This window comes from Lysobacter sp. N42 (genome assembly GCF_004344885.1).
In genome coordinates, this window is sequence record NZ_SKFB01000033.1 from 25,015 (window position 1) to 38,833 (window position 13,819).

Consider the following 13,819-nt stretch of genomic DNA (forward strand, 5'->3'; position numbering starts at 1 on the left):
GGGCGCACAGGATACAGGGCCGGGCCATGCAAACCGGACTAGAATGGTCCGAGTTCCAGCAGGCCTGCCATCCGATGTATTCCCGCTCCAGCGAGCCCGTCCGCTTCGAACGCGACTGCGCCGCCGTGCTCGTCCCCCAGGGCGAGGCGGTGACGCTGCCCGCCGGCAGCGTCGGCTACATCACCCAGGCCCTGGGCGGCAGCTTCACGGTGTTCGTGGAGGGCAACCTCTTCCGCATCGCCGGGCGCGACGCCGACGCCATCGGCAAGGAGCCGCCCGCGCCGCTGGAGCTGCCCGAAGGCGCCGACGACGAGGCCGTGGAGAAGCTGGTCTGGCAGCAGCTGCGCACCTGCTTCGATCCCGAGATCCCGATCAACGTGGTCGAGCTGGGGCTGGTCTACGACGTGCGCATCGAGCCGCACGACGAGGCCGGCCGCCGGGTGCGCGTCGACATGACCCTGACCGCACCGGGATGCGGCATGGGCGACGTGCTGGTGGCCGACGTGCGCGACAAGCTCGAGCTCATCCCCACCGTGGCCGAAGCCGACGTCGAGCTGGTGTTCGACCCGCCGTGGAACCGCTCGATGATGTCCGAGGCCGCGCGCCTGGAAACCGGGCTGCTCTGAGAGGCCACGCCCGGCTGCACCCCGGGTTCGCCGCGCGCATTTGCGGCCGGTTCCGCGGACCGCGCGCCTGGCACCCGGGGCGGCGCGCTCGGCTGCCATCCGCCGGGCGGACCTGGGCATCCGGTCGGTTTCGTACGCCTGGTCGCGCCGTCTTTTCCGCCGGCGCCGCTCGATGCATGGTGTCCTTCGCCGCGAGAACGTGCCCTGCCCGGTGCAGACGCGCTGCCGGCGGCCGGCGGCGGCGGTCATGCGACTTCAGGCCGCAGTCGGCCGCGGCGGCGCATGGCCATTCCCGGTCCCGGTCCCGGATCAGGCGTCAGGCCCGGCACGCGCTGCAGACCGCAGGCCAGGACGCATGCCGCCTGGCACTCCGCCGGTCATCCTGACCGGGGTCCGGCACCCCTCCAGAGCGCCCCTTTTTCGCAATTTCCTGGTGCGCTGCAACAAAAATGTCACCTGAACGCACAGTGGCGGGGAGACGGGAATCAGAAAAAGTCTTTGCCGATCAATGCCTAACGGATTTGGTTGGAAAATCCGGCCAGCTTTTTGCATTCGCAGCGTGCAAGGCCCTTGCGTCGCCCCCTAGTGTCGGCTTCGGACGCAAAACGTCACGTCCGTTGTCGACCGGCCAATCGGACCGGGGCCCAAGCCCCGGCCTCTTGGACGGCCTTTCCACAGAAGTCTTTCTGCTTTGGGGGTCCTCCACCGATGTCGCAGTCCACGTTCCACCGCATGCACGTCCTCGCCGCTGCCACCGCGCTCGCGCTCGGCGCCTTCGCCGCCGACGCCCAGGCCGGCCAGGTCAATCTCGCCGGCCTGCAGTCGCAGCCCACGCACGACCGGTTCATCGTCAAGTACAAGAACGGCACCACCGCCGCGGCCAGCGCGACCGAGATGCAGAAGTCGCTCAATGCCGCCGCCGCGCGCGCCGGCAAGTCCGTCGGCCTGCAGCGCATGCGCCGCCTGGGCACGGGCGCCGACCTCGTGCGCGCCGCGCGCAAGATGGACCGCGTCGAGGCCGAGGGCTTCATGCGCCAGCTCGCCGCCGACCCGAACGTCGAGTACGTCGAGGTCGACCGCCTGCTCAAGCCGCTGCTGACGCCGAACGATCCGCGCTACGGCGAGCAGTGGGGCTACTTCGATGCCGACGCCGGCATCCGCGCCAACACCGCCTGGGACGTGGCCACCGGCACCAACACGATCGTCGCCGTGCTCGACACCGGCATCACCAGCCACAGCGATCTCAACGCCAACGTGATCGCCGGCTACGACTTCATCTCCGACACGTTCGTCGCCAACGACGGCAACGGCCGCGATTCCGACGCGTCCGACCCGGGCGACTTCAACACCGACGCCTCGCAGTGCCAGACCGGCAACTCCAGCTGGCACGGCACGCACGTGGCCGGCACGGTGGCCGCGCGCACCAACAACAGCGTCGGCGTGGCCGGCACGGCGTTCAACGCCAAGATCATGCCGGTGCGCGTGCTCGGCCGCTGCGGCGGCTACACCTCCGACATCGCCGACGCCATCATCTGGGCCTCGGGCGGCAGCGTCTCCGGCGTGCCGAACGTCGCCCAGCGCGCCGACGTCATCAACATGTCGCTCGGCGGCTCCGGCGCCTGCGACACCACCACCCAGAACGCGATCAACGGCGCGGTCGGCCGCGGCACGGTCGTGGTCGTGGCGGCGGGCAACAGCAACGCCGACGCGCGCAACTTCTCGCCGGCCAGCTGCGCCAACGTGATCAACGTGGCCTCGGTGACCAGCTCCAGCTCGCGCTCGAGCTTCTCCAACTACGGCACCACGATCGACGTCTCCGCGCCGGGCTCGAACATCCTGTCCACGCTCAACAGCGGCACGCAGGGTCCGTCGGGTGAAACCTATGCCTCCTACAACGGCACGTCGATGGCGGCGCCGCACGTCGCTGGCGTGGTCGCGCTGATGCAGTCGCGCCGCAAGGCCCTGGGCCTCGCGCCGCTGACGCCGTCGGAAGTGGAGTCCACGCTCAAGAGCACCGCCTATGCCCTGGCCGGCACCTGCTCGGGCGGCTGCGGCGCGGGCATCGTGGACGCGCGCAAGGCGGTGGACGCCGCGGGTGGCAGCACCCCGCCGCCGGGCGGCACGCAGACCTACACCAACAGCGCGGACTACACGATCCGTGACCGTTCCACGGTGGAAAGCCCGATCTCGGTCTCCGGCCGCAGCGGGAATGCGCCCTCCAATGCCTCCGTGTCGGTGGACATCCGCCACACCTACCGCGGCGACCTGCAGATCGACCTGGTCGCGCCGGACGGCTCGCTGTACCGCCTGAAGAACACGTCCAGTTCCGACAGCGCCGACAACGTCATCGCCACCTATACGGTGAACCTGTCGTCGGAAGCGCTCAACGGCACCTGGAAGCTGCGCGTGTACGACGCCTATTCGGGCGATACCGGCTACATCAACAGCTGGTCCGTCACGTTCTGAGTGCGGAAGACCGCCCCGGCCCGTGCCGGGGCGGTGCACTCGTCGGGTGCCGCGGGCGGTCGCCTGCCGGCTGGGCTGCGTCAGGAAGAGGCGGCCAGCACAGGCGAGTGCACAGGGACGTTGCGGACACCTGTCCTGAGGGGCCCCGGCATTGCCGGGGCCCTTTTTCGTGCCAGGCCCTGCGGGCGGCTCAGCCCAGCGCCTCGAAGCGGTTGGCCTCGATGTTCTTGCGCACCTTCAGCGGATCCCAGATGCGCCCGTTCATCGCGATGTAGACGCCCGGCGGCAGGCACTGCACCGCGCCCACCGCCGTGCCGATGTTGAACACCGCGTCCGAGCCGTGGAATCGCGCGGGATTGAGCGCGCCGGTGAGCACGATGGTCTTGTCGCCGATGGCCTGCAGCACCTGCGCGGTCTGGACCATGCTGTCGGTGCCATGGGTGACCAGCACGTGCCGGCAGGGCTGCGCGGCGATGGTGGCACGCACCAGCTCGCGGTCGCTGTCGGTGATGTGCAGCGAGTCCTTGCGCAGGATCGGGATCACCGTGTAGCGGAAGGCGACGCCCAGGTCTTCCAGGATGCGGCCGATCTGCGGCTCGCCGACCTGGAAGTCGGACTTGTCGTCGAAGTAGATCTTGTCGATCGTCCCGCCGGTGGTGACGATGCAGAGCGAGTCCATGGCGCGGCTCGGAGACGGTGGGCGAGGGCGCGGATTATAGGCCGCGGCTCAGCGGCGGCGGCCGGCGAAGCGCGCGCGCAGGCCCGGCAGGCTCGCGGCGAAGACGACCACGAGCGCGAGCGCGACCTCCGCCAGCGCGAAGCCGCGCTCGGCCGGGCGCGTCCAGGCCACCATCACGCCGTGGCTGAACCAGGCCAGCGCGAACACCGCCGCCCAGAACGGCGCGCGTGGCGCGCGGCGCAGCGTAGCGGCCGCGAACAGCAGCGGCGGAAGGCCGAACACGAGCGCGGCGGCGGGGTCGCGGGCCTGGCCGGACGACGCGAACCACGTGGCATACAGCACGCCCAGCGCGACCAGCGCCAGCACGAGGATGGGATGCGCGCGCGTCATGCCAGCCTCGCCGCGAGCTGCGCGATGCGGCGGCCGAGGGCGCGGGCCAGCGTGGCCTCGTCCTCGTCCACCGGCGCCTCGTCGCGCAGGCCGGCCACGTGGCTGGCCCCGTAGGGCGTGCCGCCGCTGCGCGTGGTGTTGAGCACCGGCTCGGTATAGGGAATTCCGGCGATCACGCAGCCGTGGTGGAGCAGGGGAACCATCATCGTCAGCAGCGTCGATTCCTGCCCCCCGTGCAGCGTGGAGGACGAAGTGAACACGCCGGCGGGCTTGCCCACCAGCGTACCGCTGGCCCAGTCACCGCCCAGCCCGTCGAGCCAGTGCTTGAGCGGGGCGGCCATGTTGCCGAAGCGCGTGGGGCTGCCGATCAGCAGGCCGGCGCATTCGCGAAGGTCGCCGGGCTCGACGTAGGGCGCGCCATCGTCCGGCACCGGCGGCGCGGCGGTCTGCGTGACCGGCGCGACCGGGGGCACCGTACGCAGGCGCGCGGCCATGCCGTCGACCTCGCCGATGCCGCGCGCCACGTGCCGCGCCAGCCGCGCGACCGAGCCGCCGCGGCTGTAGTAGACGACCAGGACTTCGGGCATGGCGCGGTCTCGCGGGGCGGGGCGCCATTGTCGCCCGTCGCGCCGCCTGCGTGCGCGGTCGGGGCGCTGCGCGGCGCCGCGCCGGGCGCATCGGTTAGGCTGCCCGCCGATGGAGCCGCATTACCTCTTGAACCTGCTCAGCCCGCGCCTGCGCGACCGCGCGCGGGCGCAGGCCTTCTTCCGCTTCCTGGCGCGGCGCAGCTTCGACGACAACCTGTTCCAGGCCGCGGGTGCACTGGCCTTCACCACCGCCTTCGCCATCGTGCCGCTGTCGATCGTGGTGTTCAGCGTGCTCAAGGCGCTGCCGGGCTTCCAGGACTGGTCGGACCAGCTCAGCCATTACGTATTCGCGAACTTCGTGCCCAGCACGGCGCGTTCGGTCGAGTCGCACCTGCAGAAATTCCTCACCGGGTCGGCCGGTCTGACGGTCGCCGGCGTGGTGGCGCTGGTCGTCTCGCTGCTGGTCACGCTCAATGGCATCGAGGCCACCTTCAACCGCATCTGGCGGGTGACGTCCGCGCGCCCGAAGCTCTCGCGCTTCCTCGTCTACTGGACGGTTCTCACGCTGGGCTCGGTGTTCGCCACGGCGGGCATCGCCCTGTCGGCGCGCTTCTACGACCTGCCCCTGTTCGACACCGACGTGGGCAAGGCGCTGGAGACGCTGCTCCTGCGCGCGGTGCCGTTCCTGATCGAAGTCACGCTGTTCGCGGTGATCTACCGCGTGGTCCCGCATCGCACGGTGCACTGGCGGCATGCCTTTTCCGGCGCGGTGCTGGCCAGCCTGATCTTCGAGTCGATCAAGTGGGGCATGGGCGCGTACCTGTCGCGCTTCGGCAATTACGCGCTGCTCTACGGCGCGCTGTCGGTGGTGCCGATCTTCCTGCTGTGGATCTACTTCGCCTGGCTGGCGGTGCTGCTGGGCGCGTCGTTCGCCGCGTCGGTGTCGGCCTTCCGCTACCAGCCGGTCAGCCAGCGCCTGCCGCACGGGTACGAGATGTACGGGCTGCTGCGGCTCCTGGCGCGCTTCGACCAGTCAAGGCGCCGTGGCCTCGGGCTCCACAGCGACGACATCCGGCACCTGGAGCCGAGCCTGACGGACGCGCTGGTGCAGCAGATGCTGGCGCAGCTTGAAGGCATCCACGTGGTGCGGCGCGCCGAGACGGGCGAGTGGCTGCTGGCCCGCGACCTGGACGAGCTCACGCTGGCCGAGCTCTACGAGGCCTGCCAGCTGCGCATCCCGGTGGCCGAGGCGCACCTGCCCTGCCGCGACGACGCGATCGGCGAATGCGTCACCGCGGCCATCGACGAATTGCGCATCCCCGTGCGCGACCTGCTCAAGCGCCGCGTGAGCACGATCTGGAACGAGGACACCTGATGCACGCGATCCGCACCCTGACGACCGCGGTAGCCCTGCTCGCGCTGGCTGCCTGTTCGCGGCAGGCGCCCGTGGAGGCGCCCGCAGCGCCGGCGACCGGCGCAGAGTCCGCCGCGCCACCCCCGCCGCAGGGCAGGCCCGCGGCCGCCTCGAGTCGTGAACGTCCGGCGCTGCGCATCACCACGCTGGATGGCGCCACCTACGACCTCGCCGCCCACCGGGGCAAGTGGGTGGTGGTGAACTTCTGGGCCACGTGGTGCGCGCCCTGCCTGAAGGAAATGCCGGAGCTCTCGGCCCTGCATTCCATGCGTGAGGACGTGGAGGTGATCGGCCTGGCCTACGAGGAGATCGAACCGGCCGACCTGCGCGCCTTCCTCGACAAGCGCCCGGTGACCTACCCGATCGCGATCGTCGATACCTACGACCCGCCGGCCGACTTCGACACGCCGCGCGGCCTGCCGATGACGGTGCTCGTCGCGCCGGACGGGCGCGTGGCCAAGCAGGTGCTCGGCCCGGTGACCGCCGCGTCCATCGAGCAGGCGATCGCGGCGCACGCCGCCGCGCAGGGATGACCGCCGCGCGCTTCCTGGTGAGCGGCCGCGTGCAGGGCGTGGCCTTCCGCGCGCATGCGCGGGCCGAGGCGCTGCGGCTGGGCCTGCGCGGCCATGTGCGCAACCTCGCGGACGGCCGGGTCGACGTGCTGGCCGCGGGCGACGACGGCGCGCTGGAGGCGTTCGCCGCATGGCTGGCGAAGGGGCCGCCCCTGGCGCGCGTCGACGGCATCGAGCGCCTGCCCACGTCCGACGACGCCGTCGGTGCGGGCTTCGTCATCGGCTGACGGTTCACCGCGCGGCGACGCCGGCTCGCCCAACCTCGCGGCTCCCCGATCCCCGGATTCGCGATGGATTCCGTCGACCTCATCGGCTGGGCCGCGTCCGCCGTGCTGATCGCCACGCTGGCGCGGCAGGTGTACTCGCAGTGGCGCTCGCGCAGCGTCGAGGGCGTCTCGCACTGGCTGTTCATCGGGCAGCTCTGCGCCAGCATCGGCTTCACGGTCTACAGCTGGCTGCTGGGCAACGGCGTCTTCGTGTTCACCAACAGCGTGCTGCTGCTGACGGCCGTCATCGGCCAGCTGATCTACCGGCGCAACAAGCGCATCGCCGAGCGCGAGGGCGCGGGCTAGCCGATCCGCGCCGGCGGCAGGCCGGCACGTGCCCGCTTCGCCATGCGCTGCACGGTGTCGACGAAGCCCCGTGCGAAGCCGTCCATGTCGAACAGCACGGCGTGGCGGCGCGCGATCGCCACGCGATCGCGGAGGGCGGCCAGCGCGCCGTCCGTGGTGGCCAGCCGTACCGCGTGCCCGACGAAGCTGGCGTCGCTGTCGACGACCAGCTCGTCCATGCCCAGGTGGTGCAGCAGGCTCGCGGCCACGCGCGCGGCGAAGGTCTCGCCGGGCCGCGTGAGCACGGGGCAGCCGGCCCATAGCGCGTCGGACGCGGTCGTATGGGCGTTGTAGGGCTCGGTGTCGAGGAAGAGGTCGGCCCGTTGCAGGCGCGCGAGGTAGGCCGCATGCGGCTGCTTGGGCATGAACACCAGGCGCGACGGATCGATGCCGCGCGCGGCGGAATGCGCGCGCAGGCGCTCGTCCGCACGGCCCGGCCCCGACAGGAGCCACAGCACGGAGCCGGGCACGCGCGCGAGCACGTCGAGCGCACGGTCGATGCTGCGCGGGTTGAGCTTGTAGCTGTTGTTGAAGCAGCAGAGCACGATGCCTTCGTCGGGCAGGCCGCAGTCGGCGCGCGTCGGCGCGGGCGGGATGTCGCGGCGCGTGTCCGATGGCTGGAAGCAGCCCGGCAGCCAGGCCACGGCCTCGGAAAAGTGCGGGACCAGCGCGTCGGGCAGCACCACGCGGTCGGCGAGCACGTAGTCGATCCACGGCGCGCCGGACGTGCCCGGATACGCCAGCCAGTTCACCTGCAGCGGCGCGGGGCGCATGGCCAGCACCTCCGGCGCACCGCCGCCACCCCAGCCGCGCAGGTCGAAGAGGATGTCGATGCCGGCCGCGCGGATCGCCTGGGCGACGGCCACGTGCGGGCGCGCGGCGACGTCGTGCAGCGTCGTGGCCGATGCGAGGCGCGCGCGGATCGCGCCGCCGTCGTCGGGATTGAGCGCGAAGAGGTGGACGTCGACATCGGCATGCGCGCGCAGCGCCTCAAGCAGCGCGACGGTGAGCAGCCCGGTGGGATGCGAGCCGAAGCCGTTGGACAGGAAGCCGAGCCGCAGCGGGCCGTCGCCGCGCAGCGTGGCCGGCGGCATGGGCCGCACGAGCGACGCGAGCTGCGCGGCACGCATGCGCGCGCAGGCCAGCTGTTCGGCGGGCGTGGCGTCCTCGCTGAGGAAGGCGAAGGGCTCCACCGACGCACGCCTCGTGCGCACGGCCTCGCGCACCTGGCGCGAGAGCGCATCCAACCCGCGCCAGTCGCACAGGCGGCGGCGCGCGGCGAGCAGGTAGGCGGCCACCTGCGGCTCCTGCGGCAGCAGTGCATGCGCGCGTGCGAAGGCCTCGGCGGCCTCCTCCACGCGGCGCACGTCCTCCAGTGCATGACCCAGCCAGACCAGGATGCCCGGGTGCCCGGGCGCGGCGGTGGCGGCGCGCATGAGGCTGTCGGCGGCCTCGTTCAGGCGGCCCTGCATGGACTGCGCGCGGCCCAGCCGGGCGAGGGCCTCGGGGTGGCCGGGCGCGATCGCCAGTGCGCGCGCGGCGGCGCGTTCGCCCGCGCGTGCATCGCCCGCGTCCAGTTCGGCTTCGGACAGCAGCACCCACGCGATCGGGTCGCCGGGCGCGCGCTGTACCTGCGCGCGCGCCTGCTGGCGCGGATCCATGCTCACGGCCTCAGTTCACCGTCTCGGGCGCGGCGAGGTCCAGGCTGTACCACTGGGTCGATTCCTCCTCCCATCCCGCGCTCAGGTACAGCGCGCGCGCCGCGAGGTTCTCGCGCGCGGTTTCCAGCACGATGCGCCCGGCACCCGCGCCGCGCGCCGCCGCGGCCGAGGCCTCCAGCAGCAGGCGACCGATGCCCAGGCGGCGCACGTCGGCGTCGACGTAGAGGTCGTTGAGGATCCAGATCGGCGCCATCCGCACCGAGGAGAACATCGGGTAGAGCTGCGCGAAGCCGACCAGCGAGTCCTCGCCCTCGGCCACGATCACCAGCGACTGGCGCGCGTCCATGCGCTCGCGCAGGAACTCGCGCGCGCCGGCCACGTCGGAGGCCTGGTCATAGAACTGGCGGTAGGCGTCGAACAGGCGGGCGAGTTCGTGGAGGTCGCCGCGCTCGGCCTGGCGGATGCGGATTTCCATGGGCGGCTTGGTCGATGCGATGCGTGCACGGTACCGCAGCGCGCGCCGGGCCGGCAGCCTCAGGCCTGTGCGGTCAGGCGCGCCAGCTCGTCGGCCTGGGCTTCCGCGCGCAGGCGGTCCAGCAGCGGGTCCAGCGCGCCTTCCATGACGTTGGGCAGGTCGTAGAGCGTGAGGCCCTCGACGCGGTGGTCGGTGATGCGGCCCTGCGGGAAGTTGTAGGTGCGGATGCGCTGGCTGCGGTCGCCGCTGCCCACCTGCAGCTTGCGCGTCTCGGCCTGCGCGGCGGCGGCTTTGGCGGCCTGCGCCTCGGCGAGCATCGCGCGCAGGCGCTTCATGGCCTTGTCGCGGTTGGCGTGCTGGCTGCGCTCGGTCTGGCTTTCCACCACCAGCCCCGTGGGCAGGTGGGTGATGCGGATGGCCGAGTCGGTCTTGTTGACGTGCTGGCCACCGGCGCCGGAGGAGCGGTAGGTGTCGATGCGCAGGTCGGCCGGGGAAATCTCGATCGGCGCTTCCTCGGCCTCGACCGGGATGATCGCCACCGTCGCCGCCGAGGTGTGGATGCGGCCCTGCGATTCGGTGGCCGGCACGCGCTGCACGCGGTGGGTGCCGGATTCGAACTTCAGGCGCGAATAGGCGCCCGCGCCCTCGACACGCGCGATGACTTCCTTGAAGCCGCCGTGCTCGCCGGGGTTCGCCGACTCGACCTCGATCCGCCAGCCCTGGCGCTCGGCATAGCGCGTGTACATGCGGAAGAGGTCGCCGGCGAAGATGGCCGCCTCGTCGCCGCCGGTGCCGGCGCGCACTTCCAGGTACACGTCGCCCTCGTCGCGCGCGTCCTTGGGGATCAGGTGCGCGAGCAGTTCGGCTTCCAGGTCCGCAAGCCGCGCGGTGGCCGCGCCGATCTCCTCGTCGGCGAGCTCGCGCATCTCCGGGTCCTCGCGCATGGCCTGCGCGGCGGCGAGGTCCTCGCGCGCGCGGCGCTCGGCGGCCAGCGCGTCGGCCACCGGGCCGAGCTGCGCGAACTCGCGCGAGAGCCGGCGGAACTGCGTGGCGTCGTTGATGACGGCCGGGTCGGCGAGCAGGCGCTCGAGTTCCTCGCGGCGTTCGGCGAGGGCTTCGAGCTTGCGGCGCAGGGAGGGGTTCATTGGAAGCCGGGATTCGGGATTCGGGATTTGCAGAAGCCAGGGGCATCGATCCGTCGACACGGTCGACGCTAACGCTCCGATGCCGGATCCGGCCGTGCGGAATCAGGCTCCTGCGAACCCCGGATGCCGGATCCCGGATCCGGGCTCTCGGGGAACAGCCTCTCCGCCGCCCGCGCCAGCTCCGCGTCGCCCTCGGCGGCCGCGGTGCGCAGCGCGACACTGGGCGCGTGCAGCAGGCGGTTGGTCAGGGTGTGCGCGAGGAACTCCAGCGCCTGCTCCGGCGGCATACCGGACGCCAGCTGCTGGCGGGCCTTCGCCAGCGCCTCCACGCGCGCGGCCTCGCCGAAGGCGCGCACGCGCTTGACCGGCTCGGTGCGGGCGCCGGCCGCCAGGCGCGCCGTGAACTGCGCGACCTGCAGGTCGACGATGGTCTCGGCCTGCTCGGCCGCCTCGCGCCGGCTGCGGCGGTTGTCCTCGATCGCACGCTCGAGGTCGTCCACCGTGTAGAGGTAGACGTCGGACAGCTCGCCCACCTCGGCGGCGATGTCGCGCGGCACGGCGAGGTCCAGCAGCAGCATGGGGCGGTGGCGGCGGGCGGCCAGCGCGGCCTCCACCTGGGCGCGGCGCAGGATGGGCTCGCGGCTGGCGGTGGCGCTGAGAACGACGTCGGCCTCGGCCAGGTGGCGGTCCAGGTCGGTGAGCGGCAGGGCGTAGCCGCCGTGCCGGGTGGCGAGGTCCTGCGCATGCGCCAGGGTGCGGTTGGCGACCAGCAGGCGGCTGGTGCGCGCCTGCACGAGGTGCCGCGCGGCCAGTTCGATGGTCTCGCCGGCGCCGATCAGCAGCACCGTGGACTCCTCCAGCCGCGCGAACGACTCCTGCGCCAGCCGCACCGCGGTGGAGGCCACCGACACCGGATTGGCGCCGATGCGCGTATCGGTGCGCGCGCGCTTGGCCGTCGAGAAGGCGTGCTGGAACAGGCGGTCCAGCCGGTTGCCCAGCGTGCCGGCCGCGCGCGCGGTCGCCCAGGCGTCCTTCACCTGGCCCAGGATCTGCGGCTCGCCCAGCACCAGCGAGTCCAGGCCGGTCGCCACGCGGAACAGGTGCCGCACGGCCTCCTCGTCCTGGTGGCGGTAGAGGTAGCCGTGCAGGTCCGCGCCGACCTCGGAGCGGCGGGCCAGCCAGTCGGCCAGCGCGCTGCCGTCGTCCTCGGCCTCGGCATAGAGTTCGGTGCGGTTGCAGGTCGACAGTAGCGCGACCTCGCGCACGGCCGGCAGCGCGCGCAGCTCGGCCAGCGCGGTGCCCACCGCATCGCCGGAAAACGCCACGCGCTCGCGCAGGTCGACCGGCGCGGTCTGGTGGTTGAGGCCGATGACGTGGAAACCCATTCGTGACAGGCGGCTGCGCTAAGCTGCGGCGACGGCGGTCGGCCATTCTACCGGCGCGTCGTGATGCGTCCCCGACCGTCATCTGAAGGTTCCATGCCCGACGTCCTGCGCCCGTCCCTGCACGCGCTCGCGCTGGCGCTCGCCCTGGCGGCCGCGCCGGTGCGGGCTGCCCAGGACGCACCGCCGCTGCAGCCGCTACTGGCCGCCGAGTTCGCCCTGCAGGCCGGCCGGCTGGACGAGGCGGCGAAGGGTTATGTCGACGCGGCGCTGGCCACGCGCGATCCCGCCCTGGCCGAGCGCGCCACCCGCATCGCGCTGGTCGCCCGCGACGATGCCCGGGCCCGGCGCGCGCTCGCCGTCTGGCGCAAGGTCGCGCCCGACGATGCCGCGACACGGCTGTCGCTGGGCGTGGCGGAGGCCACGCTGGCCCTGCGCGCGGGCAACGATCGCGCCGCGGTGCGCGAGCTGTCGGCGCTGCTCGCCGCTCCCGGCGACGACGGCTGGCGCCAGGCGCTGGGCGCGCTCGCCGGTGGTGCCAGGACACCGAAGCAGGCGGCCGGGGTGCTGCAGCGCCTGCTGGACGAGGGTCGCCTGCCGCCGGTGCTCAATGCCTGGCTGGCCTTCGGCGGGCTTGCCCAGCGATTGGACCGCCCGGAGCTGGCCGAACGCATCGTCGCCGAGGTGGTGCGGCGTTTCCCCGGCGATCCGCGCGTGGCGCTGCTGCGTGCCAGCCAGCTGCGCGAGGCCGGCAAGCCCGACGAGGCCCGCGCGGTGCTCGCCGGCCTGGCCGAGGCCGCGTCCGGCAATGCCGAGCTGCGCCTGGCGCTGGCCCGCGAATACGATGCCCTGCGCGACTACCGGGCCGCTGCCGCCGTGCTCTCGCGTGGACCCCAGGACGACCAGACCTGGGCCCTGCGCGCCACGCTGCTGGCGCGCGCGGAGGACACCCCCGCGCTCACCGCGCTCTACGAGGCGCTGGCCCGCGAGGCCGAGCGCCCCGAGCCCACGCGTCGCCTGCTGCTGGGCCAGATCGCCGAGTTCCTCAAGCGGTACGAGGACGCCCTGCGCTGGTACGAAGGTGTGCCCGGCGGCCCGCAGCGCTGGGTCGCCCGCCTGCGCAGCGCGAACGTGCTGCACGAGCTGGGCCGGAAGCAGGCGGCCATCGACGTCCTGCGCGCCATCCAGCAGGACGCCTCCGCTGAGGACGAGACCCGCCGCGATGCCTACCTGATCGAGGCCGCGCTCTGGCAGGAGGACAAGGACGACGCCCGCGAGCTCGACGCCTACGCACGCGGCCTGGCGGCCTTTCCCGACGAGCCCGAGATCCTCTATGCCCGCGCCCTGGCCTGGGAACGCCGCGACGACATCGCGCGCGCCGAGGCCGACCTGCGCCGGATCCTGGTGATCGAGCCCGAAAGCGTGGCCGCGCTCAACGCGCTCGGTTACACACTGGCCGACCGCACCACGCGCTACCGGGAGGCGCTGGAACTGATCGACCGGGCCCGCGCCGCCGAGCCGGACAACGCCGCCATCGTCGACAGCTACGGCTGGGTGCTTTACCGCCTGGGCCGCAACGAGGAGGCGCTGGTCGAGCTGCAGCGCGCCTATACCCTGCAGAAGGATGCCGAGATCGCCGCGCACGTGGCCGAGGTGCTGTGGGTGCTGGGCCGCCGCGAGGAGGCCCTGCGCTACTTCGAGGAGGCCCGCCGCCTCGACCCCGACAGCCGCGCGCTGGCCCGGGCGCTGGAGAAGACCGGTGCCCGCCTGCCGCCCGCGCCGGCCGGCCCGGGCGGCACCGCGCCGCCGGG

14 protein-coding genes are annotated in these 13,819 nt (G+C 72.6%); 7 read left to right on the plus strand and 7 right to left on the minus strand.

Annotated features, from left to right (window positions below; genetic code table 11):
* Positions 1-74: 74 nt before the first annotated feature.
* A complete protein-coding gene (gene sufT, locus EYQ95_RS21610; protein ID WP_132330456.1) occupies positions 75-626 on the plus strand; it encodes a putative Fe-S cluster assembly protein SufT in 552 nt (183 codons plus the stop codon).
* Positions 627-1,358: 732 nt separating this feature from the next.
* Positions 1,359-3,092 carry a S8 family serine peptidase gene (locus EYQ95_RS21615; RefSeq protein ID WP_243700030.1) on the plus strand — a complete coding sequence of 578 codons (1,734 nt, stop codon included), beginning with the start codon at positions 1,359-1,361 and terminating at the stop codon, positions 3,090-3,092.
* A 190-nt stretch (positions 3,093-3,282) separates the two neighbouring features.
* Here the strand turns inward: EYQ95_RS21615 and EYQ95_RS21620 are convergent, their stop codons facing one another.
* The 3 genes from EYQ95_RS21620 to wrbA are packed head-to-tail and all read right to left on the minus strand — an operon-like array spanning position 3,283 to position 4,748.
* Positions 3,283-3,771: an asparaginase domain-containing protein gene (locus tag EYQ95_RS21620; protein WP_132330423.1), complete on the minus strand. Its 489-nt coding sequence runs from the start codon at positions 3,769-3,771 to the stop codon at positions 3,283-3,285.
* Between the two features lie 48 nt (positions 3,772-3,819).
* Positions 3,820-4,161 (minus strand): DUF2069 domain-containing protein, encoded by a 342-nt coding sequence (locus tag EYQ95_RS21625; RefSeq protein ID WP_132330425.1) that lies wholly within the window; start codon positions 4,159-4,161, stop codon positions 3,820-3,822.
* Complete coding sequence (gene wrbA / locus EYQ95_RS21630) at positions 4,158-4,748, minus strand: NAD(P)H:quinone oxidoreductase (protein WP_132330427.1); 591 nt, start codon at positions 4,746-4,748, stop codon at positions 4,158-4,160. Before wrbA ends, EYQ95_RS21625 begins: the two co-directional genes overlap by 4 nt.
* Positions 4,749-4,857: 109 nt before the next feature.
* On the opposite strand from wrbA, the gene EYQ95_RS21635 reads away from it, so the two are divergent.
* The 4 genes from EYQ95_RS21635 to EYQ95_RS21650 all read left to right on the plus strand — a co-directional run bounded on the left by EYQ95_RS21635 (position 4,858) and on the right by EYQ95_RS21650 (position 7,306).
* On the plus strand, positions 4,858-6,123 hold the full coding sequence (locus tag EYQ95_RS21635) for a YihY family inner membrane protein (RefSeq protein ID WP_132330429.1): 1,266 nt from the start codon (positions 4,858-4,860) through the stop codon (positions 6,121-6,123).
* On the plus strand, positions 6,123-6,695 hold the full coding sequence (locus EYQ95_RS21640) for a TlpA disulfide reductase family protein (protein ID WP_132330431.1): 573 nt from the start codon (positions 6,123-6,125) through the stop codon (positions 6,693-6,695). The genes EYQ95_RS21635 and EYQ95_RS21640 overlap by 1 nt, the downstream gene beginning before the upstream one ends.
* Entirely contained in the window at positions 6,692-6,961 is a 270-nt protein-coding gene (locus EYQ95_RS21645) for an acylphosphatase (protein ID WP_132330433.1), read from the plus strand. Before EYQ95_RS21640 ends, EYQ95_RS21645 begins: the two co-directional genes overlap by 4 nt.
* Before the next feature lie 63 nt (positions 6,962-7,024).
* Positions 7,025-7,306, plus strand: a complete 282-nt coding sequence (locus tag EYQ95_RS21650) for a PQ-loop repeat-containing protein (protein ID WP_132330435.1) — start codon at positions 7,025-7,027, stop codon at positions 7,304-7,306.
* Here the strand turns inward: EYQ95_RS21650 and EYQ95_RS21655 are convergent.
* The 4 genes from EYQ95_RS21655 to hemA all read right to left on the minus strand — a co-directional run bounded on the left by EYQ95_RS21655 (position 7,303) and on the right by hemA (position 12,011).
* Positions 7,303-9,006 carry a UDP-N-acetylglucosamine-peptide N-acetylglucosaminyltransferase gene (locus EYQ95_RS21655; protein WP_132330437.1) on the minus strand — a complete coding sequence of 568 codons (1,704 nt, stop codon included), beginning with the start codon at positions 9,004-9,006 and terminating at the stop codon, positions 7,303-7,305. The genes EYQ95_RS21650 and EYQ95_RS21655 overlap by 4 nt on opposite strands.
* Positions 9,007-9,016: 10 nt before the next feature.
* A complete protein-coding gene (locus EYQ95_RS21660) occupies positions 9,017-9,481 on the minus strand; it encodes a GNAT family N-acetyltransferase (protein WP_132330440.1) in 465 nt (154 codons plus the stop codon).
* Positions 9,482-9,540: 59 nt separating this feature from the next.
* On the minus strand, positions 9,541-10,626 hold the full coding sequence (prfA, locus tag EYQ95_RS21665) for a peptide chain release factor 1 (protein ID WP_132330442.1): 1,086 nt from the start codon (positions 10,624-10,626) through the stop codon (positions 9,541-9,543).
* Positions 10,627-10,694: 68 nt separating this feature from the next.
* On the minus strand, positions 10,695-12,011 hold the full coding sequence (gene hemA, locus EYQ95_RS21670) for a glutamyl-tRNA reductase (protein WP_132330444.1): 1,317 nt from the start codon (positions 12,009-12,011) through the stop codon (positions 10,695-10,697).
* A 93-nt stretch (positions 12,012-12,104) separates the two neighbouring features.
* Between hemA and EYQ95_RS21675 the strand changes: the two genes are divergently transcribed.
* A partial coding sequence (locus EYQ95_RS21675) for a tetratricopeptide repeat protein (RefSeq protein ID WP_132330447.1) occupies positions 12,105-13,819 on the plus strand: 1,715 nt, incomplete at its 3' end.

What these genes read in the sequence shown, in the direction of transcription:
- sufT (WP_132330456.1), top strand. Translation starts at nt 75, where the DNA reads ATGTATTCCCGCTCCAGCGAGCCCGTCCGCTTCGAACGCGACTGCGCC.
- EYQ95_RS21615 (WP_243700030.1), top strand. Translation starts at nt 1,359, where the DNA reads ATGCACGTCCTCGCCGCTGCCACCGCGCTCGCGCTCGGCGCCTTCGCC.
- EYQ95_RS21620 (WP_132330423.1), bottom strand. Translation starts at nt 3,771, where the DNA reads ATGGACTCGCTCTGCATCGTCACCACCGGCGGGACGATCGACAAGATC.
- EYQ95_RS21625 (WP_132330425.1), bottom strand. Translation starts at nt 4,161, where the DNA reads ATGACGCGCGCGCATCCCATCCTCGTGCTGGCGCTGGTCGCGCTGGGC.
- wrbA (WP_132330427.1), bottom strand. Translation starts at nt 4,748, where the DNA reads ATGCCCGAAGTCCTGGTCGTCTACTACAGCCGCGGCGGCTCGGTCGCG.
- EYQ95_RS21635 (WP_132330429.1), top strand. Translation starts at nt 4,858, where the DNA reads ATGGAGCCGCATTACCTCTTGAACCTGCTCAGCCCGCGCCTGCGCGAC.
- EYQ95_RS21640 (WP_132330431.1), top strand. Translation starts at nt 6,123, where the DNA reads ATGCACGCGATCCGCACCCTGACGACCGCGGTAGCCCTGCTCGCGCTG.
- EYQ95_RS21645 (WP_132330433.1), top strand. Translation starts at nt 6,692, where the DNA reads ATGACCGCCGCGCGCTTCCTGGTGAGCGGCCGCGTGCAGGGCGTGGCC.
- EYQ95_RS21650 (WP_132330435.1), top strand. Translation starts at nt 7,025, where the DNA reads ATGGATTCCGTCGACCTCATCGGCTGGGCCGCGTCCGCCGTGCTGATC.
- EYQ95_RS21655 (WP_132330437.1), bottom strand. Translation starts at nt 9,006, where the DNA reads ATGGATCCGCGCCAGCAGGCGCGCGCGCAGGTACAGCGCGCGCCCGGC.
- EYQ95_RS21660 (WP_132330440.1), bottom strand. Translation starts at nt 9,481, where the DNA reads ATGGAAATCCGCATCCGCCAGGCCGAGCGCGGCGACCTCCACGAACTC.
- prfA (WP_132330442.1), bottom strand. Translation starts at nt 10,626, where the DNA reads ATGAACCCCTCCCTGCGCCGCAAGCTCGAAGCCCTCGCCGAACGCCGC.
- hemA (WP_132330444.1), bottom strand. Translation starts at nt 12,011, where the DNA reads ATGGGTTTCCACGTCATCGGCCTCAACCACCAGACCGCGCCGGTCGAC.